The organism is Limnohabitans sp. TS-CS-82, from assembly GCF_002943475.1.
The window spans coordinates 297,799-318,649 of record NZ_PTQX01000001.1 but is presented as its reverse complement, the minus strand read 5'-3'; the positions used below and the strand labels follow the sequence as shown (position 1 = coordinate 318,649).

Below are 20,851 nucleotides of genomic sequence, written 5' to 3'. Positions count from 1 at the left end.
TGTCAGGTGCTGCCCGCTCTGTGTGCGTGCGAGAGAAAAAGCAGCAACACGCACACAAGCAGCGATAAAAGAAGAGAAGTTACGAACCCAAAGCAGTCAGCAACTTCGCGTGAATCCCGCCAAATCCACCATTGCTCATACAAAGCACATGGTCCCCCGCTTGCGCAGCAGCCACCACTTGTGCAATCACCTCATCCACAGTGCCAGCCACCGAAGCCCGTGCCCCCATGGGTGACAAAGCGTCGACGGCATCCCAGTCCAAACCACCTGAGTGACAAAACGCGAGGTCTGCGTCTTCCAAACTCCAAGGCAGTTGCGACTTCATCGTGCCCAGTTTCATCGTGTTGCTGCGTGGCTCAAACACCGCCAAGATGCGGGCATTCGGACCCACTTTGCGGCGCAGGCCGTCGACGGTGGTGCGAATGGCGGTGGGGTGGTGGGCAAAGTCGTCGTACACCGTGATGTCGCCGCCTGTGCGTGACACTGTGCCTCGCACTTCCATGCGACGGCGGACGTTTTGAAACTCGGTCAAAGAGGCGGCAGCTTGCGCGGGGGATACGCCCAAGTGCTCCGCAGCGGCAATCGCGGCCAAAGCGTTGAGCTGGTTGTGCACGCCCGTGATGTCCCATTGCACGCGGCCCACTTTTTGGCCGTGGTGCAGCACCGCAAAGTTGTCGGGCTCACCTTCGACAGACCAACCATCTTGGCCGGTTGCGTTGGCGCTTACGCCAAACTTGGCCACACCGCTCCAGCAGCCTTGGTCCAGCACGCGTTGCAAGCTATCTTCATCCGCATTGACCACCACACGGCCACTGCCGGGAACAGTGCGCACCAAGTGGTGGAACTGGCGCTCGATGGCGGCGAGGTTGTCAAAGATGTCGGCGTGGTCGAATTCGAGGTTGTTCAAAATCGCCGTGCGCGGGTGGTAGTGCACAAACTTGCTGCGTTTGTCGAAGAAGGCGGTGTCGTATTCGTCCGCTTCAATGACGAAAGGCGTGCGCTTGTGTGCGGCCACATCGGCTTCTGAGCTCAAACGGCCCAAGCGAGCCGACACGCCAAAGTTCATGGGCACGCCACCGACCAAGAAGCCAGGCTCCAATCCAGCCGCTTGAAGAATCCAAGCGAGCATCGAGGTGGTGGTGGTTTTACCGTGGGTACCTGCGACTGCCAAAACGTGGCGAGGCTGGCTGGGGTGGTGCAGCACGTGTTCAGCCAGCCATTGGGGGCCGCTGGTGTAGGTGGCACCGCTTTCCAAAATGGCTTCCATCAGCGGGAACTTCGGACTGCCGTCGGCCAAGCGTGCGCGTGAGACCACGTTGCCAATCACGTAGACATCGGGTTTCAAAGCCATTTGGTCTGCACCAAAGCCTTCAATCAATTCAATGCCCAAAGACCGGAGTTGGTCGCTCATGGGCGGGTAGACCCCCGCATCGCAACCCGTCACCTTGTGGCCCGCTTCACGCGCCAACGCAGCCAGTCCACCCATGAACGTGCCGCAAATTCCCAAAATATGTATATGCATCCACTTATTTTAGGAGGGTGTATCCATGGGCTTTGGGCGAGCAGCCTTGGGTGGCCCCACAATCACACCTATATGAATACGGTTCAAGACGAAATTGCAGCCACAGCCGCTCGCATGGTGGTGGAAGAGGGGCTGGAGTACGGCCCCGCCAAACGTCGCGCAGTCAAACAGCTGGGTTTGAATACACGCGCGCAGCTGCCCAACAACGACCAAGTGGAAGACGCCGTGCGTGAATACTTGGATCTCTTTTGCGCCGACACCCAGCCTGCCGAGCTAGCTGCCTTGCGAGCGTTAGCGGCGGTGTGGATGGAGCGCATGGTAGCTTTCCGTCCTCACTTGGGCGGGGCCGTGTGGCGCGGCACTGCCACCGGTTTGTCTGACATTTATTTACAGTTGTTTTGCGATGACTCCAAATCAGCCGAAATTAGCCTCATTGACCACAATGTGCGCTACGAGGTCAGCACGGTTCAGGGGTTCCAAGGCGAGGCGGTGGATGCGTTGAGCATCTTGAGCAGTTGCCCAGGTCTGTCGCAAAAAGTGTTGGTACATCTGATGATTTACGACTTAGACGACCTGCGTGGTGCCTTGAAACCCGACGGGCAAGGACGAACCTACCGAGGTGACTTGGCTGCATTGCAGCGACTGATGAAGGAAATTGAATGACGTTGAGTGCAAATAGACGAGTGGCGATGTATGCAGGCGTGGCTGCGCTGGCTGCAATTGCCGGAGCAGGGGTGGCATGGAAGCGCCAGTCTGTGGGCGCGATGGACGCTGAAGCTTTGACCGCTTTGTGGGCCGCTGAGTTCGACACACCCGCTGGTGAGACTTTGTCGATGAAGGCTTTGCAAGGTCGCCCCTTGGTGATCAACTTCTGGGCCACCTGGTGTACCCCTTGTATTGAAGAAATGCCTTTAATTGATGCGTTTTTTCGCGAAAATGAATCGAAAGGATGGCAAGTTGTTGGTCTTGCCATCGATCAACCGAGCCGTGTGCGTCAATATTTGAGCCAATTTCCCGTGAATTACAGAATCGGTTTGGCTGGATTAAACGGGACGGAACTCGGCAAGATGCTTGGGAATGATGTCGGAGGCCTCCCATTTACGGTGGTTTTAGATGCAAATGGGCAGCTGATCCAAAGGAAACTGGGTAAGTTGACACCGGATGACATCAAAAAATGGGTGGCGTAAGTAGTTTTATCCGACGAAGATTTTGAAATTGGTGTAAATTAGCACCTTATTTACAACAAATAGGATGTAGTTATGGATTTGCGAAAACTCAAGACGTTGATTGACCTGGTCTCCGACTCCAATGTGTCTGAACTCGAAATCACCGAGGCAGAAGGCACGGTCCGTATCGTTAAGAGTGCACCCGCCCCTGTGGCGATGGTGACGCAAATGGCTGCTCCTGTTGCGATGGCTGCCCCCGTGGCTGCTGCCCCAGCGCCTGTTGCTGCACCTGTGGTCGAAGCCGCACCTGCAGGTCACACCGTCAAGTCACCCATGGTGGGCACGTTCTACCGCTCTTCTAGCCCTGGCGCCAAGTCGTTTGCCGAAGTGGGCCAGCAAGTCAAAGAAGGCGACACCATCTGCATCATTGAAGCTATGAAGATCTTGAACGAGATCGAGGCTGACAAGGCAGGCACCATCACCAAAATCTTGGCCGAGAACGGCCAAGCTGTGGAATACGGCGCACCCCTGTTCATCATTGAATAAGGGGCTGGCCTGTCATGTTTAAAAAAATCCTGATCGCCAACCGTGGCGAAATCGCGCTGCGCATTCAACGCGCTTGCCGCGAGTTGGGTGTCAAAGCGGTGATGGTGTATTCCGAAGCCGACCGTGACGCCAAGTACGTCAAACTGGCTGACGAAGCCGTGTGTATTGGCCCAGCGTCTTCTACGCTGAGCTACCTCAACATGCCCGCCATCATTGCGGCTGCTGAAGTCACAGACGCCGAAGCCATTCACCCTGGTTATGGCTTTTTGAGCGAAAACGCCGACTTCGCGGAACGCGTTGAAAAGAGCGGTTTCCAGTTCATTGGCCCGACCGCTGAATCCATCCGCATCATGGGCGACAAAGTGTCGGCCAAGCAAGCCATGATCAAAGCGGGCGTGCCTTGCGTGCCAGGCTCTGAAGGCGAGTTACCGGACGATCCTGCCGCCATCAAGCGCATTGCCAAGAGCGTGGGCTACCCCGTCATCATCAAAGCCGCTGGCGGTGGTGGTGGTCGCGGTATGCGCGTGGTGCACACCGAAGCCGCCTTGATCAACGCCGTGGCGATGACCAAAGCCGAAGCGGGCACTGCCTTTGGCAACCCTGCGGTGTACATGGAGAAATACCTCCAAAACCCACGCCACATCGAAATTCAGATCTTGGCTGACAAGCATAAGAATGCGGTGTACTTAGGCGAGCGCGATTGCTCGATGCAACGTCGTCACCAAAAAGTGATCGAAGAAGCACCAGCACCAGGTATCCCACGCAAGTTGATCGACAAGATCGGCGAGCGTTGTGCCGCAGCTTGTAAAAAGATCAACTACCGCGGTGCGGGCACGTTTGAGTTCTTGTACGAAAACGGCGAGTTCTATTTCATTGAAATGAACACCCGCGTGCAGGTGGAACACCCTGTGACGGAATACATCACCGGCGTTGACATCGTGAAAACACAAATCATGGTGGCGGCTGGTTTGAAGTTGCCTTTTGCGCAGCGCGACATCGAAGTGCGCGGCCACTCGATCGAGTGCCGCATCAACGCGGAAGACCCGTTCAAGTTCATCCCCTCGCCTGGTCGTATCACCATGTGGCACGCACCCGGCGGCCCCGGCGTGCGTGTGGATTCACATATCTACACCAACTACTACGTGCCGCCAAATTACGACTCGATGATCGGCAAGATCATCGTGCACGGTGACACCCGTGACGAAGCCTTGGCGCGCATGCGTACCGCGTTGAACGAAACCTTGGTCGAAGGCATCAACACCAACATCCCGCTGCACCGCGAGTTGATGGTGGACGCCAAGTTCATGGCCGGTGGCACCAATATTCATTACTTGGAAGAGTGGCTCGCCGCTCACAAGCGCTGATGTTTGAGCTGCGACTGATGTGCCCCGAAGACAGCGTGGAAGCTGTTTGCGAGGCACTGGATGCACTCGATGCTTTGAGTGTGTCCGTCGAAGATGCGGATGCCCAAACCGATGCCGAGCAAGCCTTGTTTGGCGAGCCTGGCATGCCGCCTCCCAAAGAAGGCTGGAAGCGTTCGCGCATCGTGGCCTTGTTTGCCGAAGAGGCAACGGCCAAAGATGCCTCGCGTTTGTTGGCCTTGCAAGATTTTTTTGCTGACAGCCAAGTGCTGGGCATTCAACCCGTGGCTGACCAAGATTGGGTGCGTTTGACGCAGTCGCAATTCGCGCCTGTGGAGATCACGCCCGAGTTTTGGATTGTTCCGACATGGCATGAGCCCCCTGAGCAAGCTCAAAAAGTCATTCGCTTAGACCCAGGTCTGGCGTTTGGCACAGGCACACATCCCACCACGCGCATGTGTTTGCGTTGGATTGCCACGCACGATGTGGCCAACCAGCGCGTGCTTGATTACGGTTGCGGCTCTGGTATTTTGGCCATTGGTGCTGCTTTGCACGGTGCTAACAACATTGACGCGGTTGACATTGACGATGCGGCTGTCACGGCTACTGTGCTCAATGCCGATGCGAACAATGTGCGCTTGAATGCAGGATTGCCCGACAAGGCCACAGGTCAATATCAAACTGTGTTGGCCAACATCTTGGCTACACCACTCAAAGTGCTGGCACCGTTGCTACGTAGCCATGTCGCCGCGGGTGGCAACTTGGTGTTAGCGGGTATCCTTGAGCGACAAGCCCAAGAACTCAAAGACGCTTACGCGCCGTACTGCACGCTGCAAGTGAGCGACACGGAAGATGGCTGGATTTTGATGACCGCCCACTGCTGATGCACATTACCCACTGCCCCCAATGCGAGACCGCCTTCAAGGTGTCGCCCCAACAGCTAGAGCTGGCCAAAGGGTGGGTGCGGTGCGGTCGTTGTGCGCACGTGTTTGAAGCGGCGTTGCATTTTGAGACGCCACCTGACATTCCTGAACCCCCTGCGCCAAGTGCAGACGCACCTGCCTTGTTCCGTGCAGCCATGGCGCCTGCTATTGCAGCGAATGAGGTCACGCCTACCCCTTCACTGAAAAACACGGAATCAGCAGATGACGTGAACGTTTCCTTACCACTCAAATGGGTGGTGGGCACAGGTGTCTTGGTTTTGGCTTTGCTGTTGCAACTCGTGGTGGCCCAGCGCAATTGGCTGGGAGCAGAAGAGCCCGCATTGCGCCCCGTACTTTCAGCCCTGTGTGCTTGCGAAGTCACGTGGCCGCGCGAGCCTGAGGCTGTGCTGATTGAAAGCAGCAGCTTCACTGAAAACCCACAGGGTGGCTATACCGTGCAGCTGCGTTTGAAAAACACGCAGCACCATCCGGTGGCCATGCCCGCGTTGGAGTTGAGTTTGATTGATTTGCAAGACCAAGTCTTGGTGCGTCGTGTGTTCAGCGCTAAAGAGCTGTCAGGCAAAGACCATGTGCAAGCGCTGCGCGATGTGCGTTCGACCTTGAACTTCGACTTGGACGACAAGGTGAGCAAGCGCATCACGGGTTTTCGCGCTTTTGTTTTTTACCCTTAACGATTCTCTTATTTTTCGAAAGTAGCTTTATGGCATCGCTGATTTGCGGCTCACTCGCGTTTGACACCATCATGGATTTTGAAGGCCGATTTGCTGAGCAAATCTTGCCCGACCAGCTGCATATCTTGAACGTGTCGTTTTTGGTGCCCGCTTTGCGTCGTGACTTTGGGGGGTGTGCTGGCAACATTGCCTACAGCTTGAAAGTGTTGGGCGGTACACCGTTGCCGATGGCCACCTTGGGCACCGATGCAGCGGACTACTTGCAGCGCTTGAAGACCTTGGGCATCTCGACCGAGTATGTACGCCAAGTGGAAGGCAGCTATACCGCGCAAGCCATGATCATGACCGACCGTGACAACAACCAAATCACGGCTTTCCACCCTGGCGCCATGATGCAGGCGCACACCACCAAGATTGAAAAACGCGCTGACATCAAGCTGGCCATCATTTCGCCCGACGGTCGCGATGCCATGATTCAGCACGCTGAGCAACTCAAAGCTGCAGACATTCCATTTGTGTTCGACCCAGGCCAAGGTCTGCCCATGTTTGATGGCGCAGACCTGATGCGCTTCATCGATCAAGCCACTTGGGTGACGGTGAACGACTACGAAGGCAAGATGCTGAGTGACCGCACAGGCCTGAGCCATGCCGACATTTCACGCCGTGTGAAGGGCTTGATCGTGACCTTGGGAGCTGAAGGTTGTGAAGTGTGGATTGACGGTGAGAAGACCCTTGTGCCGCCTGTCAAAGCTGCTGCTGTGGTTGACCCCACAGGATGTGGCGACGCATGGCGTGGTGCGCTGTTGTTCGGTTTGGAGCAGGGCTGGTCGTTGGCCAAGTGCGCCGCTTTGGGTAACCAAGTGGGTGCACTCAAAATTGCGCAACGTGGTCCGCAAAACTACAACGTTGATGGCTTGGTGATCGCCTGAAAGGGAACCGCTTCTCTTGAAGTGATACAGGCGCTGCTAGCGCTTTAATTTGCCAAGGCGAGCCATTGGGCTTTGGTACAAGCAGCTGCGCTGACCCGCAGCTGTTTTCGTTTGGACGTCTGTCCGCGTATCAATTCCACCTCTCGTTTGGCAATGCCTAAGGTATCTGCTAGCCATGCTGTCAGGGCCAGGTTGGCTTTGCCATCGACGGGCGGTGCGTGTAAGCGCACACGCAGCGCGCCATCGTGCTCGCCATCGGCTTGGGTGCGTGAGGCGTTGGGGATGACATGGATATCCACGATCACTGCGCCTGTTTTCTCTGGGCGAAGGTAAGTGGTTGGAGGGAGCGTCATTATGTGGGGGGCAAGAAAAAGCCCGAGGCCTTGCGGCGTCGGGCTTGAGCTGACGGTAAACCGTTGCCTTGATCAGTGAAGATTAAGGCTTGCTAGCTGTTGGGAAAGGCCAAGCAGCTTGCGGGTTCAACGTGGTCTGTGCGCGGGCAGCGGGTGCTTTCGCAGCTTTCTTTGCAGCAGGCTTTTTAGCGGCTTTTTTAGCAGCTGGTTTTTTGGCAGCAGGCTTTTTAGCCGCTGTTTTCTTAGCTACTTTTTTAGCCGCTGTTTTCTTAGCAGCAGGCTTTTTAGCGGCAGCTTTTTTAACGGCTGGCTTCTTAGCTGCTACTTTTTTAGCTGCTGGCTTTTTAGCCGCAACTTTCTTTGCAGCTGGCTTCTTAGCCGCTACTTTTTTAGCTGCTGGCTTTTTAGCTGCAACTTTTTTAGCTGCTGGCTTCTTGGCCGCTACTTTTTTAGCTGCTGGCTTCTTAGCCGCGACTTTCTTAGCTGCTGGCTTTTTGGCCGCGACAGCTTTCTTTGCAGGGGCCTTTTTAGCGGCCGGTTTTTTTGCAGTTGCCATTTTTGTTCTCCTAGATCGAATTTAGATCATTGGGTGAAAAAACACTTTGCACGGATTTTTGTGTGCAAAACGATTCATGGCGCTGGACCCGGGTCCAACGCCATGAACGGGGTAAGTTCACCACCACACCTCGTGATCGGGTGTTTGTCAGTGTGGTGAACAAGTTCGGTGACATGTGTGTGTTTAAGCCATCAGTCCCAAGACAGAGCACCACCAGATTGGTACTCGATCACACGGGTTTCAAAGAAGTTGCGTTCTTTCTTGAGGTCGATCATCTCGCTCATCCAAGGGAACGGGTTTTCTTCGTTGGGGAACAAGGCTTCCAAACCGATTTGCGTGGCGCGGCGGTTGGCGATGTAGCGCAAGTAGCCTTTGAACATCGAGGCATTCAAGCCCAACACGCCACGTGGCATGGTGTCTTCGGCATAGCGGTATTCGAGCTCGACGGCCTTCATGAACAAGGCTTTGATTTCTTCCTTGAACTCTGCTGTCCACAGTTGTGGATTTTCAAGTTTGATTTGGTTGATCAAATCAATGCCAAAGTTGCAGTGCATGGACTCGTCACGCAAGATGTATTGGTACTGCTCGGCAGCACCCGTCATTTTGTTTTGACGGCCCAAGGCCAAGATTTGTGTGAAGCCTACGTAGAAGAACAGGCCTTCCATCAAGCAAGCGAACACGATCAACGACTTCAAAAGTGTTTGGTCGGTCTGCAGTGTGCCGGTGTGGAAGTTGGGGTCCATGATCGCGTCGATGAACGGGATCAGGAACTCGTCTTTGTCGCGAATGGATTTGACTTCGTGGTACGCGTTGAAGATCTCACCTTCATCCAAGCCCAAAGATTCGACGATGTATTGGTAAGCGTGTGTGTGAATCGCTTCTTCAAACGCTTGACGCAACAAGAACTGGCGGCATTCAGGTGCGGTGATGTGGCGGTAAGTGCCCAACACGATGTTGTTGGCAGCAAGCGAGTCGGCTGTCACAAAGAAGCCTAGGTTACGCATGATCAAACGACGCTCGTCGTCGGTCAGACCGTTGGGGTCTTTCCACAACGCGATGTCGCGTGTCATGTTCACTTCTTGCGGCATCCAGTGGTTGGCGCAAGTGGCGAGGTATTTTTCCCATGCCCATTTGTATTTGAACGGCACCAACTGGTTGACGTCGGTTTGGCCATTGATGATGCGCTTGTCAGCGGCTGTCACACGGCGCGCACTGGCTGCAGAAGATGTAGGCGTTGGGGTTGCTGCTGGTGTAGGTGCTGCCGCAGACAACGGCACTGTTGCGCCGTCATTCAAAGTGCGTGTAGCCGCAACAGGCTGCATGGCAGGTGTCGCAGAAACAGGTGGGAGTTCCATCGAGCGGTGAGGTAATCCGCTTGCAAGAGGTGATGGCGATGAGGGCTTGACTTCTTCGTCCCAGGTCAACATATGTATTTATCCAATGCATGAATTATGAATGCAACGAAGACAAACGCAAAGCATTCGTGAACTTCGTTGCAAGTTTTTGTTGTATCACTGACACGATTCGCAGGTGGGATCATCCACACCGCAGAATTTAATGTCAGTGGCGGGGATGGCATTCATCTGTGCTTGCGCCGCAGCGGCTGCTGCTTCGAGTGCGTTCATACCACCTGCTGCTGGACCCGAAGACACAGCATTGTGTGAGCCAGCTTGCACAGTTGATTTCTCAACTTGTTGTGCGCTGGAGGTGCGGAGGTAGTACGTGGTCTTCAAGCCGCGCAACCAAGCGAGCTTGTAGGTCTCGTCGAGCTTTTTGCCTGACGCGCCAGCCATGTAGATGTTGAGAGACTGCGCTTGGTCAATCCACTTTTGACGACGTGATGCGGCTTCCACCAACCAAGTGGGTTCGACTTCAAACGCCGTGGCGTACAAGGCTTTGACTTCCTGTGGCACGCGGTCGATGGGGCGCAGAGAGCCGTCGAAGTGTTTCAGGTCCATGACCATCACGTCGTCCCACAAACCAAGGCGCTTCAAGTCGTGCACCAAGTAGTGGTTGATGATGGTGAACTCGCCCGACAAGTTGGACTTGACGGACAAGTTGCCAAAGCAAGGTTCGATCGAGGCGTCCACACCAATGATGTTGGAGATGGTCGCGGTTGGTGCGATGGCCACGCAGTTGGAGTTGCGCATGCCGTCTTTGGCGATCTTGGCGCGCAAGGCGTCCCAGTCCATGGTCTTGCTGCGGTCGACTTCGAGGTAGCCCCCGCGTGCTTGGGCGAGCATGTCGAGTGAGTCAATTGGCAAGATGCCTTTGTCCCACAACGAACCTTTGTAGCTGGCGTATTGGCCGCGTTCTTTGGCCAACTCAGACGATGCCCAGTAAGCGTAGTAGCAAACGGCTTCCATCGAGCGGTCAGCAAATTCAACCGCGGCTTGTGACGCATAAGGTACGCGCATTTCGTACAAGCTGTCTTGGAAGGCCATGATGCCCATGCCCACAGGACGGTGGCGCAGGTTGGAGTCACGCGCCTTTTTGACAGCGTAGTAGTTGATGTCGATCACGTTGTCGAGCATGCGCATGGCCACTTTGATGGTGCGCTTGAGCTTGTCATGGTCGAGTTCTTTGCCGTTAGGACCGTCTTTCAAGTGTTGAGACAGGTTGACGGAGCCCAAGTTACACACCGCAGTTTCGGTGTCGCTGGTGTTGAGTGTGATCTCTGTACACAGGTTGGACGAGTGCACCACGCCCACGTGTTGTTGGGGTGAGCGCACGTTGCATGGGTCTTTGAACGTGATCCATGGGTGGCCTGTTTCAAACAACATGGTCAGCATCTTGCGCCACATGTCGCTGGCTTGCATGGTTTTGCTTGGCTTGATTTCGCCGCGCTTGGCTTTGGCTTCGTAGGCCACGTAGGCTTTTTCGAATTCGGCGCCGAACAAATCGTGCAAGTCAGGCACATCAGACGGAGAGAACAAAGTCCACTCGCCTTTTTCCATCACGCGACGCATGAACAAGTCTGGAATCCAGTTGGCCGTGTTCATATCGTGCGTGCGACGGCGGTCGTCACCGGTGTTCTTGCGCAACTCGAGGAATTCTTCGATGTCCAAGTGCCATGTTTCGAGGTAGGTACACACAGCGCCCTTGCGCTTGCCGCCTTGGTTCACCGCCACGGCGGTGTCGTTGACCACTTTCAGGAATGGCACCACGCCTTGTGATTCGCCATTGGTGCCCTTGATGTGGCTGCCCAGAGCGCGCACGCGTGTCCAGTCGTTGCCCAAGCCGCCGGCAAATTTAGACAGCAAAGCGTTTTCTTTGATCAACTCATAGATGCCGTCCAAGTGGTCAGGCACGGTCGACAAGTAGCAGCTCGAGAGCTGTGAACGCAAAGTACCGCTGTTGAACAGCGTAGGTGTGCTGGACATGAAGTCGAACGACGACAGAACTTCGTAGAACTCAATGGCGCGTGCCTCGCGATCCACTTCGTTGAGCGACAGGCCCATGGCCACGCGCATAAAGAAGGCTTGTGGCAATTCGATGCGGTTCTTGCGCACGTGCAAGAAATAGCGGTCATATAGGGTTTGCAGGCCGAGGTAATCAAATTGCAAATCACGGCTGGCTTTGAGGGCTGCACCCAAACGTGGCAGGTCGAACTGCAACATGGCTGGGTCGAGCAAGTCGTTGTCGACGCCTTTTTGGATGAATTGAGGGAAGTACTCAGCGTAGTGCTGGCCCATGTCGGCGTGCAGCACTTCTTTGCCCAGCACTTCTTTGGCGATGGTGTGCATCAACAAACGTGCGGTGGCGTAGGTGTAGTCTGGGTCTTTTTCGATCAGCGTACGTGTGGCCAAGATAGCGGCTTTGTACACCTCGTCCATGGGCACGCCGTCGTACAGGTTGCGCATGGTTTCAGCCAAGATCGGGTCTGGTTTGACGTCTGCACCCAAGCCCGCGCACGAGTCGTTGATCAAACGCTTGAGGTTGTTCAGATCCAACGCCACGCGTTGGCCGTTGTCGATCACGTGCAACGTGGGAGCCGCAGGTGCTTGTTCTTCTTTGATGTGGGCACGTTCTTGGTTGCGGCTCTCGCGGTACAGCACGTAAGCACGGGCGATTTCGTGGTGACCACCGCGCATCAAACCCAATTCCACTTGGTCTTGCACGTCTTCAATATGGAAAGTACCGCCGCCTGGACGTGAGCGCATCAAGGCGCGCACCACGGCTTGGGTGAGGGCTTCGACCATCTCGCGCACGCTGGCAGATGCGGCGCCTTGTGTGCCGTGCACGGCCAAAAAGGCTTTCATCATGGCGACGGCAATCTTGGCGGGTTCGAAAGGAACCACGGCGCCGTTGCGGCGAATGATTTGGTAATGGCTCAACATGGTGGGGGCGTCTGTGGCAGCACGGTCGTGCGCGACGGATGTGTGGCCCATAGATGTTGTGTGCACAGCGTTCTCAGCGGTTTGCATGTCTTTTTTCTTCCTTGTGAGCAGGTCAATCGTGCGTAGAAAAAGTGGTGTCTTGACCACTTCTTAAAAATCAAGTCGACACTATATCTGGTGTTGGATGGTGTGCCAATACGCTACCGGTAGTGTTTTGGTAGGAAATGATTACATTTTAAATGTCGCCCAATCACCTGTGTTGCAGACGTGTTTTACGGCACAGGCGTGAGATCAGTCCTGGTGGGCGATTGAATTGCAAAATCAAGCGTGGACGTGGTGTTTAGAGTGATTTGCTGCGCTGATGCGCATGGCGTCTAAGAGAGAAATGAGAGCGCACAAAAACCGTGCAACACAACTTTTTTTTATGAAATGACGAAAAATTAATTTTTCTGCGGAAAGCTTTTTTCAGACCAGCCCAAAGACTGCTGCAAAAGTATCCAATCAAACCCGGTGCCTGGGTCTTGTTTGCGATCGGGCGCCACATGTTCGTGGCCTGCCATGTGATGCAATTTGTAGTGTTGTGCGATGGCTGCGCACAAACTGCTGAGGGTTTCGTACTGAGGTGCTTCAAAGGTGTGGCCTTCTAAGCCTTCGAGTTCGATGCCAATCGAAAAGTCGTTGCAGTTGTCGCGCCCTTGGTAGCTAGAGCGCCCCGCGTGCCATGCGCGGTCATCGCAGCTGACGAATTGAATCAGTGCGCCATCGCGACGAATCACAAAATGGGCCGACACCTCGGCGCCACGAATTTGTTGGAAGTAGGGGTCTGCATCCCAATCCAGTGTGTTGGTGAACAGCGCTTCTATTTCGGGCCCACCGTAAACGCCTGGCGGTAGGCTGATGGAGTGCAGCACAACCAAGTCGATCGATGTGTCCCCAGGGCGCGGCCCGAAATTGGGCGAGGGCGTGTGCTTGGCAAAGCGATACCAGCCATCGCACCACAAAGTGGTCATGGCATCAGCCTTCATGGCTGTCGCGGTGCGCAGCGCTGCAATACAGACCACGTGCGCCACGTACCGCATCGTCCCCCGGCACATGGGTGCCGCAGTGGGAACAAGGCACCATGGTTTGTGGGCCAGATTTTTTACCGGGTGCTTGGTCAGGCTTTCGCTGTTGGCGAATCCACCAAATACCGGCTAAGACGGCGAGCAGTAGAACGAGGTATTTCATGTCACACGTCCCAACACCACTTCCAGTACAAAGCGTGAACCCGCATAGCCCAGCAGCAGCAAGCCTGTGCCGATGTAGAGCACGCGCACTGCTTTGCGGCCACGCCATCCAAAGCGGCTACGGCCTATCAACAGCACGGCGAAAGTAACCCATGACAGCAGCGAGAAGACAGTTTTGTGGTCCCAGCGCCAAGCGGCTTGGTCGCCATACAAGCTGTCGCCAAACAACCAGCCTGCGCCCAAGGTGGCTGTGAGCAACACAAAACCTGCAGTGACAAATCGAAAGGTCAGGCGCTCGAGTGTGAGCAAAGGCAAGCCCACATGGGTATCAGCACCCATACGCATGTTCTTTTCAGCGCGAGTCATCAGCCAAGCGTGAACCACGGCAGCTGCAAACAAACCGTAAGAAGCCACGCCTAAAGCCAAGTGCAAAGGCAGCAAGGGCGAGGTTTGGATGTGCAGCGATGTGCCAGGGAAGGCCGCAGCCAGCAAAACAACGGCGGCGCCTACGATGGACAGCGTCCAACGTGTGCGCAGTTGTGGAAACCAATGGTGTTCCAGCACATAAAACGTGAGCATCAGCCAAGCCGTGACCGACAGCGCTGGTGCAAAACCAAAGCGCAATCCGCCTTCCTGCGGCGCAAACAAGGCAAAGACCAAGCCCAAGCCGTGCAAGGCCCAAGGCACGCTTAACAGCCGGTGACCCATGTCTGGAGCCACTCGGGGGCCGATGAGTGCCGTCAACGCGTACGCAGCTGCCGTGGGCAGTGCGAGCCAAAGGTTGAGCGGGATGTCGCTGGCTAAAATCATGGCAACAGTTTAGCGTTTCGCTACACACGAAAAACCAAGCCCTATCAAGGGGTACCTATGGCCTCAGCCCTTACCGACAAACTCTCGCGCCTCGTCAAGCACATCAGCGGACAGGCGCGCATCACCGAAAGCAACGTGGCCGACATGTTGCGCGAGGTGCGCATGGCCTTGCTCGAAGCCGACGTGGCCTTGCCTGTAGTGCGCGATTTCATCGCCCGCGTCAAAGAAAAAGCCCTCGGCCAAGAGGTGATTGGCTCCTTGCAGCCCGGACAAGCTTTGGTGGCCATCGTCAACCAAGAGTTGGCCGCCACCATGGGCGAAGGTGTGAGCGACTTGAACCTCGCCGCCCAGCCCCCCGCCGTGATTTTGATGGCCGGTTTGCAAGGTGCGGGTAAAACCACTACCACCGCTAAGCTGGCGCGTTGGCTCATCAACCAGCGCAAGAAAAAAGTGCTGACGGTTTCAGGCGACGTGTACCGCCCTGCTGCGATTGAGCAGCTCAAAACCGTCACCGCCCAAGCCGGTGCCGAATGGTTTCCCAGCTCGCCCGACCAAAAGCCCGCCGACATTGCCCGTGCTGCGCTGGACTACGCACGTAAACATTACTTTGATGTGTTGCTGGTCGACACGGCAGGTCGCTTGGCCATTGACGAAGCCTTGATGGCTGAAATCAAACAGCTGCACAGCGTGTTGAACCCGATTGAAACCTTGTTTGTGGTCGACGCCATGCAAGGTCAAGACGCCATCAACACCGCCAAGGCCTTCAGCGATGCGCTGCCCTTGACCGGCATTGTGTTGACCAAACTTGATGGCGATTCACGTGGCGGTGCTGCCTTGTCGGTGCGTCAAATCACGGGTGCGCCCATCAAGTTTGCGGGTACCAGCGAGAAACTCGATGGTTTGGAACTGTTCGATGCCAACCGCCATGCAGGCCGCGTGTTGGGCATGGGCGACATCTTGGCCTTGGTTGAGCAAGTCACCGCTGGCGTGGATATGGCGGCTGCGCAAAAGCTGGCCGAGAAGGTCAAGCGCGGCGATGCGTTTGACTTGAACGACTTCCTCGCACAAATTCAGCAAATGCGTTCCATGGGCGGCTTGTCCAACATCATGGATAAATTGCCCACGCAAATGGCGGCCAAAGCCGGCCAAGTGGACATGGACAAGGCCGAGAAAGACATTGGCCGCAAGCAAGGCATCATCCACAGCATGACGCCGCTGGAGCGCCGCAAGCCCGAGCTCATCAAGGCCACGCGCAAGCGCCGCATTGCCGCGGGTGCCGGTGTGCAAGTGCAAGACGTGAACCGCTTGCTCAAAGAGTTTGAGCAAATGCAAAGCATGATGAAGAAGATGAGCGGCGGCGGCATGATGAAGATGATGAAAAAGCTCGGTGGCATGAAAGGCATGATGGGCGGCGGTGGCGGCTTTCCAGGCATGCGTTGAAGCTCTCGCGCTTAAAACAAAAAGCCCTGAAACCTCGCGGTCTCAGGGCTTTTTCAATGTTTGACGGCAGCGGACTTTAAGCCGACTCTTTAACAAACACCTCGCCACGCAATGAATGCGGGTTGGCTTCCGTGATCTTCACGTCAATCAACTGGTTCATCAGGCGCTCAGGATTGGGGCCACCTTTGAAGTTGACGATGCGGTTGCACTCGGTGCGTGCACGCAGCTCGGTGGCGTCTTTCTTGGCAAAACCATCGACCAGCACGCGTTGCACCGTGCCTACGCGTTGCACGTTGATGTCGCGCATGTTGTCTTCGATGATTTTTTGCACCTCTTGCAAGCGGCGCAGTTTCACCTCGTGCGGCGTGTCATCTTGCAGGTTGGCCGCAGGCGTGCCGGGGCGTGGGCTGAAGATGAAACTGAACGAGTTGTCAAAGTACACATCGTGCATGAGCTTGATGAGCTTCTGGTGGTCTTCCTCGGTCTCGCCCGGAAAGCCCACGATGAAGTCCGAGCTCATCGCCATGTCGGGGCGAATGGCGCGCAGCTTTTTCACCGTGCTCTTGTATTCCATGGCGGTGTAGCCGCGCTTCATGGCCATCAAGATGCGGTCACTGCCGTGCTGCACGGGCAGGTGCAGGTGGCTCACCAGTTGCGGCACTTTGGCGTACACATCAATCAAACGCTGTGTGAACTCGTTGGGGTGGCTGGTGGTGTAGCGGATGCGCTCGATGCCGGGGATTTCGGCCACGTACTCGATGAGCAAGGCAAAGTCTGCAATCTCAGCCGTGCCGCCCATGGCGCCACGGTAAGCGTTGACGTTTTGGCCCAAGAGCGTGACTTCTTTCACGCCTTGTGCGGCCAAGCCCGCGACTTCGACCAACACGTCGTCAAACGGACGGCTCACCTCTTCGCCACGTGTGTAGGGCACCACGCAGTAGCTGCAATATTTGCTGCAGCCTTCCATGATGCTCACATAGGCGCTGCCGCCTTCGACGCGAGCGGGGGGCAGGTGGTCAAACTTTTCAATTTCTGGAAAGCTGATGTCGACTTGTGGCTTGGACAATCTTTCGCGTTGGTTCAGCAGCTCAGGCAAACGGTGCAGGGTTTGCGGGCCAAACACCACGTCCACGTAGGGTGCGCGGGCAATGATGGTGTCGCCTTCTTGGCTGGCCACGCAGCCGCCGACGGCAATCTTGACGCCCTTGGCTTTCAAATGCTGGATGCGACCCAGGTCAGAAAACACTTTTTCTTGGGCTTTCTCACGCACCGAGCAGGTGTTGAAGACGATCAGATCGGCTTCTTCGACATCGTTGGTTTTTTCGTAACCATCGGACTGCCCGAGCACGTCGACCATCTTGTCCGAGTCGTACTCGTTCATTTGGCAACCGAAGGTTTTGATAAAGACTTTGCGGCTCATGGCTGAGCCTCCCCGTGGGGATAAAAGCAGCGGTTCATGGTGTTGATCCAGAGGCTGTGGAAGAAGTTTGCAATTGTAGTGTTGGCGAGGTGTCAGCTTCTTTTGCGCACGTTTATTGCTTTTATCAGTTGCGGCAATAATTCGCCGTCTGTTGTGGGAATTAAAGCTTGTGTCACATCAAGCCGATACCCACTGACCTGCCCAAACAGGGACGTGCGCTGCGCGTTGTTGTTTGGCTTTATCAAATGCACCCACTCAAGTGAATGGCCATGAAAAAATATTTACGACTGATCATTGAAATCGTCATGGGCCTGCTGCTCGCAGGCGCTTTGGCGTTCGGCTACTGGAGCTACACCGGTAAAAACCACATCATGAGCGAGCTGACCGAGGCCAGCGAAGGCGCGACCGAGGCCCAAGAAGAACTCGAAAAGCTGACCAAGGAATTGGAAGAAGCCAAAGAGAAGCTCGAAGAGCTTGAGCCAGCAGCCCAGCAGATGATGGCTGTCAAAGAATCGTTCACCAATGGCATCGTGTTGCAAGACTACGAAGCCTTCATCAAGGCCCAAAAAGGCCCCGTGACCAGCGAACGCCAATTGGGCTTGGGCGCATTGCGCTTGTTGACCAAAGGCGCTGAAGACCCAGACACCATCAGCGCATTCCAAAAGGCGCTGGAGATGGCCGAGTGGTCATCGCGCGTCAAATCCATCTGTGCCGCGCAAAACGCGTTGGCCGCAGCTGGTCAAAAAGTGAAAGTCTTGGCTGATTGCGCCGCTGAGAAGCCAGAAGCCAAGGCCCACAAAAAAGGCCATGCCGTTCATTGGGACTACGCTGGCGAGATGGGCCCAGAGAACTGGGGCGATGAATTCCCCACCTGCGGCAAAGGCATGAAGCAATCGCCTTTGAACATCACCGGTCCTTTCGAGAAGTCGAAAGACGTGTTGGTGGTCAACTACAAAGAAGGCCCGCTGAAAATTTTGAACAACGGCCACACCATCCAAGTGAACGTGGAGCCCGGCAGCACTTTGAAGATCAACAAGGATGTGTACAACCTGTTGCAATTCCACTTCCACCGTCCTAGCGAAGAACAAATTGACGGCAAACCCATGGCCATGGTGGCGCACTTTGTGCACAAAAACGCCGAAGGCAAGTTGGCTGTGTTGGGCGTCTTGCTCAACGACGGCAAAGACAACGCGGCCATCCAAACGCTGTGGAACAACGCACCCAAGGCCGAAGGCCCAGAGGTGGTGGTGGATAAGGTCAAGTTTGACCCTAGCAGCTTGGTGCCCGCTGCGTTGACGCACTACAGCTACGAAGGCTCATTGACCACGCCGCCTTGTACCGAAGGCGTGAACTTCTACATCTTGAAGACGCCTGTGGACATCGGCAAGAAGCAAGTGGTGGACTTCCCCTTCAAGCGCAATGCACGTCCTGTGCAGCCTTTGAACGGTCGCAAGATCAACGCCAATTGATCGCGCTTCTCACGCGCTGATGTTTCAGCGCGTTGAGTCCAAACCAAAAAGCCTGCTCTGATTCGTCAGAGCAGGCTTTTTTATGGTGAATGCCGCTGTGCGTGTCGTTCGACGGCACTGCTGGCTCACGTCAGCTTGGGTGGCGGCGAGGGTAGGGTGTAGAGCAGAGGCATGGCCACCGCCACTAACAAGAACACCATCACCACAAAAATCAAGAGCAACTTGAAGAATTCAGGCGAGTCGGGGAATTTGGGTTTGGGCGGTGGCGCTTGTTCAACCTTGATGGCAGGCAGTTGCATGCCCGCATGATCGCCCACTGCACGGGAGCGAAACACATTCACCACAGGCATGCCGTTGGCTTGTGCACCGCTCAGGGTGACGGCGATTTTCAAAGCGGCTTGCACTTTCAACTCTGGCGTCTCAAATTGGCCGTGCTCAGCCGCTTCAAGCTCACGCACTTGGGCTTCGGTCAGGCCGCACAAACGCGCGACGCGCGCGTGATCCAGCTTGCAAAGTGCACGCAAGCGAAGCATGGCTTGGGGGTCGATCAGATGGGCATTCATAGGCCTTGCAAAGGTTGATATTTATCGCGTTGAGGGGCATGACATACGCCAGTAAGCGTATGGACCTACCTGTTGTTTCTCATGACAATCTTGTCAGATTTCTCAATTGCAACGCCACTCAATCACTTTTTTTAATTTTCGATGAATTTCCAAAAGATCAAAGAAAGCGACGAAGTTGAGTTGCCCTTGTTACTCAAGAATCGGCTCGTCAGCCTGGTGCTTTACATCAAAGAAAAAATAGAGCTGGGGCAGTTCGATGCACTCACTTTGGCGCAAATTGCCAAAGACAACCGCATGACCATTCCACAGCTGATGGAGTTTGGCTTCACCAAGGCCAATTTGGTGTGTCACGCGGTGGTGGTGGAGAACGAGGTCTTGATTCAAAAGTTGATCGGCTTGGACCTCGCCACGATGGGTGCATCACTCACGGAACAAGTCAAAGCCTATCTGTTTCAGATGTACCAACACGATTTGAAACAGCTGGCGTTTCGCGCGGCTGTTCAAGCCTATGCATGGACATGGTCTGTGGTTGACGAAGAGCGAGTGACCAATCAAGCCATGAAGCTCATGACCCCGATCTACATGGCTTTGCACGCACACGGTTTCACGCATCTGGATGCACGCTGCCAAGCTATTTGGGCACTTTACGTCCGGGGTTTGCGTGCTGCAGCCTTGAGCAAAGGCAGTGCGAGCGACTGTTTAGCTGCCATTACCCCTTCACTTGAATTCATCACAGAAAGTAAAAAATGAACGATAAAAACGACATGTCCAAAGAAAACAGCATCTTCATTGGTGAAGGTGTGGTGTTCAGCGGCTCGATCAAAGCCCCGAATCAAGCGGTGATCTCTGGCAAGTTCGATGGTGAACTCGAAGCACGTGATGTGCTGATTGGCGCTTCAGGTGTGGTGACAGGTAAAACGACGGCTCAGTACGTGGATGTCAAAGGCGAGTTGAACGAAAACGTCACCAGCCGTGAGTTGCTGATTGTTCGTAATACAGGCCGCGTGCGCGGCACGGTGACTTATGGCGAGATTGAGATTGAGCGCGGTGGCCAAGTCAAAGGTGACATGATCCAGCGCTAAATCAGCGCCATCAGGCGCTGATTTTTTGGTGCTTAGATCAGCTTGAGGCGCTCTGAAGAGGGCACCACACGCGTCAGGCGAACGCCGTAGCGGTCGTTCACCAACACGATTTCACCTTGGGCAACCACAGAGTTGTTGACCAACAAGTCGAGGGGCTCACCCGCAATGCGGTCTAGCTCGACCACGCTGCCTTGCGTGAGACGCATCAAGTCTTTGATCTTGATTTGTGCACGGCCCACTTCGATGGACAAATTCACCACGATGTTTTGCAACACCTCGGGGTTGATGTTGCCAGGCATGGTGGGTTTGAAGTCTTCTAGGCTTGGCTCAACCTCTTGCGCCGCAGCTTGCACAGCCACTTCGTCAGGGGTCTCGTGCGCTGCTTCTGCGGCAGCCATTTCAGCTTCATCGTGTTCTGGGGTTGGGTTTTCTTTTTCGTCAGTCATGATGTGA

At 55.2% G+C, this 20,851-nt stretch carries 22 protein-coding genes; 11 read left to right on the top strand and 11 right to left on the bottom strand.

Features of this window, described 5'->3' with window-relative positions; genetic code table 11:
• Positions 1-79 precede the first annotated feature (79 nt).
• A complete protein-coding gene (gene mpl, locus C5F52_RS01400) occupies positions 80-1,522 on the bottom strand; it encodes a UDP-N-acetylmuramate:L-alanyl-gamma-D-glutamyl-meso-diaminopimelate ligase (protein ID WP_104796543.1) in 1,443 nt (480 codons plus the stop codon).
• A 72-nt stretch (positions 1,523-1,594) separates the two neighbouring features.
• Between mpl and C5F52_RS01395 the strand changes: the two genes are divergently transcribed.
• From C5F52_RS01395 to C5F52_RS01365, 7 genes are all read left to right on the top strand, one after another.
• On the top strand, positions 1,595-2,185 hold the full coding sequence (locus C5F52_RS01395; protein ID WP_104796542.1) for a hypothetical protein: 591 nt from the start codon (positions 1,595-1,597) through the stop codon (positions 2,183-2,185).
• The gene (locus C5F52_RS01390) at positions 2,182-2,709 is read left to right on the top strand and encodes a TlpA disulfide reductase family protein (RefSeq protein ID WP_104796541.1); all 528 of its coding nucleotides are present in this window, start codon (positions 2,182-2,184) and stop codon (positions 2,707-2,709) included. The genes C5F52_RS01395 and C5F52_RS01390 overlap by 4 nt, the downstream gene beginning before the upstream one ends.
• A gap of 72 nt (positions 2,710-2,781) precedes the next feature.
• On the top strand, positions 2,782-3,234 hold the full coding sequence (gene accB, locus C5F52_RS01385; protein WP_104796540.1) for an acetyl-CoA carboxylase biotin carboxyl carrier protein: 453 nt from the start codon (positions 2,782-2,784) through the stop codon (positions 3,232-3,234).
• A 14-nt stretch (positions 3,235-3,248) separates the two neighbouring features.
• Positions 3,249-4,598, top strand: a complete 1,350-nt coding sequence (gene accC / locus C5F52_RS01380; RefSeq protein WP_104796539.1) for an acetyl-CoA carboxylase biotin carboxylase subunit — start codon at positions 3,249-3,251, stop codon at positions 4,596-4,598.
• On the top strand, positions 4,598-5,479 hold the full coding sequence (gene prmA / locus C5F52_RS01375) for a 50S ribosomal protein L11 methyltransferase (RefSeq protein WP_104797113.1): 882 nt from the start codon (positions 4,598-4,600) through the stop codon (positions 5,477-5,479). The genes accC and prmA overlap by 1 nt, the downstream gene beginning before the upstream one ends.
• Positions 5,479-6,210 carry a zinc-ribbon and DUF3426 domain-containing protein gene (locus C5F52_RS29990; protein WP_201746955.1) on the top strand — a complete coding sequence of 244 codons (732 nt, stop codon included), beginning with the start codon at positions 5,479-5,481 and terminating at the stop codon, positions 6,208-6,210. The genes prmA and C5F52_RS29990 overlap by 1 nt, the downstream gene beginning before the upstream one ends.
• A 29-nt stretch (positions 6,211-6,239) precedes the next feature.
• Complete coding sequence (locus tag C5F52_RS01365; RefSeq protein WP_104796538.1) at positions 6,240-7,139, top strand: carbohydrate kinase family protein; 900 nt, start codon at positions 6,240-6,242, stop codon at positions 7,137-7,139.
• A gap of 44 nt (positions 7,140-7,183) precedes the next feature.
• Here the strand turns inward: C5F52_RS01365 and C5F52_RS01360 are convergent, their stop codons facing one another.
• From C5F52_RS01360 to C5F52_RS01330, 7 genes are all read right to left on the bottom strand, one after another.
• Positions 7,184-7,492 carry a DUF167 domain-containing protein gene (locus C5F52_RS01360; RefSeq protein WP_104796537.1) on the bottom strand — a complete coding sequence of 103 codons (309 nt, stop codon included), beginning with the start codon at positions 7,490-7,492 and terminating at the stop codon, positions 7,184-7,186.
• Positions 7,493-7,574: 82 nt separating this feature from the next.
• A complete protein-coding gene (locus tag C5F52_RS01355) occupies positions 7,575-8,048 on the bottom strand; it encodes a histone H1-like DNA-binding protein (RefSeq protein ID WP_104796536.1) in 474 nt (157 codons plus the stop codon).
• A gap of 191 nt (positions 8,049-8,239) precedes the next feature.
• Entirely contained in the window at positions 8,240-9,475 is a 1,236-nt protein-coding gene (locus tag C5F52_RS01350; protein WP_104796535.1) for a ribonucleotide-diphosphate reductase subunit beta, read from the bottom strand.
• An 84-nt stretch (positions 9,476-9,559) separates the two neighbouring features.
• Entirely contained in the window at positions 9,560-12,475 is a 2,916-nt protein-coding gene (locus C5F52_RS01345; protein ID WP_104796534.1) for a ribonucleoside-diphosphate reductase subunit alpha, read from the bottom strand.
• A 353-nt stretch (positions 12,476-12,828) separates the two neighbouring features.
• Positions 12,829-13,398, bottom strand: coding sequence for a 1,6-anhydro-N-acetylmuramyl-L-alanine amidase AmpD (gene ampD, locus C5F52_RS01340; protein ID WP_104797112.1), 570 nt, complete (start codon positions 13,396-13,398; stop codon positions 12,829-12,831).
• Between the two features lie 4 nt (positions 13,399-13,402).
• The gene (locus tag C5F52_RS01335) at positions 13,403-13,615 is read right to left on the bottom strand and encodes a PP0621 family protein (protein WP_104796533.1); all 213 of its coding nucleotides are present in this window, start codon (positions 13,613-13,615) and stop codon (positions 13,403-13,405) included.
• A complete protein-coding gene (locus C5F52_RS01330) occupies positions 13,612-14,424 on the bottom strand; it encodes an inner membrane protein YpjD (protein WP_104796532.1) in 813 nt (270 codons plus the stop codon). The genes C5F52_RS01335 and C5F52_RS01330 overlap by 4 nt, the downstream gene beginning before the upstream one ends.
• A gap of 57 nt (positions 14,425-14,481) precedes the next feature.
• Here C5F52_RS01330 and ffh point away from each other — a divergent pair, with 57 nt between their 5' ends.
• Entirely contained in the window at positions 14,482-15,864 is a 1,383-nt protein-coding gene (gene ffh / locus C5F52_RS01325) for a signal recognition particle protein (protein ID WP_104796531.1), read from the top strand.
• 76 nt (positions 15,865-15,940) lie between these two features.
• On the opposite strand, the gene miaB is transcribed toward ffh, so the two are convergent.
• Positions 15,941-17,284, bottom strand: a complete 1,344-nt coding sequence (gene miaB / locus C5F52_RS01320; protein WP_104796530.1) for a tRNA (N6-isopentenyl adenosine(37)-C2)-methylthiotransferase MiaB — start codon at positions 17,282-17,284, stop codon at positions 15,941-15,943.
• A 269-nt stretch (positions 17,285-17,553) separates the two neighbouring features.
• On the opposite strand from miaB, the gene C5F52_RS01315 reads away from it, so the two are divergent.
• Positions 17,554-18,753: a carbonic anhydrase gene (locus C5F52_RS01315; protein ID WP_161499634.1), complete on the top strand. Its 1,200-nt coding sequence runs from the start codon at positions 17,554-17,556 to the stop codon at positions 18,751-18,753.
• Between the two features lie 125 nt (positions 18,754-18,878).
• On the opposite strand, the gene C5F52_RS01310 is transcribed toward C5F52_RS01315, so the two are convergent.
• Complete coding sequence (locus C5F52_RS01310) at positions 18,879-19,316, bottom strand: hypothetical protein (protein WP_104796528.1); 438 nt, start codon at positions 19,314-19,316, stop codon at positions 18,879-18,881.
• 141 nt (positions 19,317-19,457) lie between these two features.
• On the opposite strand from C5F52_RS01310, the gene C5F52_RS01305 reads away from it, so the two are divergent.
• The gene (locus tag C5F52_RS01305) at positions 19,458-20,066 is read left to right on the top strand and encodes a hypothetical protein (protein WP_104796527.1); all 609 of its coding nucleotides are present in this window, start codon (positions 19,458-19,460) and stop codon (positions 20,064-20,066) included.
• Entirely contained in the window at positions 20,063-20,398 is a 336-nt protein-coding gene (locus tag C5F52_RS01300) for a polymer-forming cytoskeletal protein (protein ID WP_104796526.1), read from the top strand. Before C5F52_RS01305 ends, C5F52_RS01300 begins: the two co-directional genes overlap by 4 nt.
• Before the next feature lie 32 nt (positions 20,399-20,430).
• Here the strand turns inward: C5F52_RS01300 and fliN are convergent, their stop codons facing one another.
• Positions 20,431-20,844, bottom strand: coding sequence for a flagellar motor switch protein FliN (fliN, locus tag C5F52_RS30155; protein WP_236657678.1), 414 nt, complete (start codon positions 20,842-20,844; stop codon positions 20,431-20,433).
• Between the last annotated feature and the right edge of the window lie 7 nt (positions 20,845-20,851).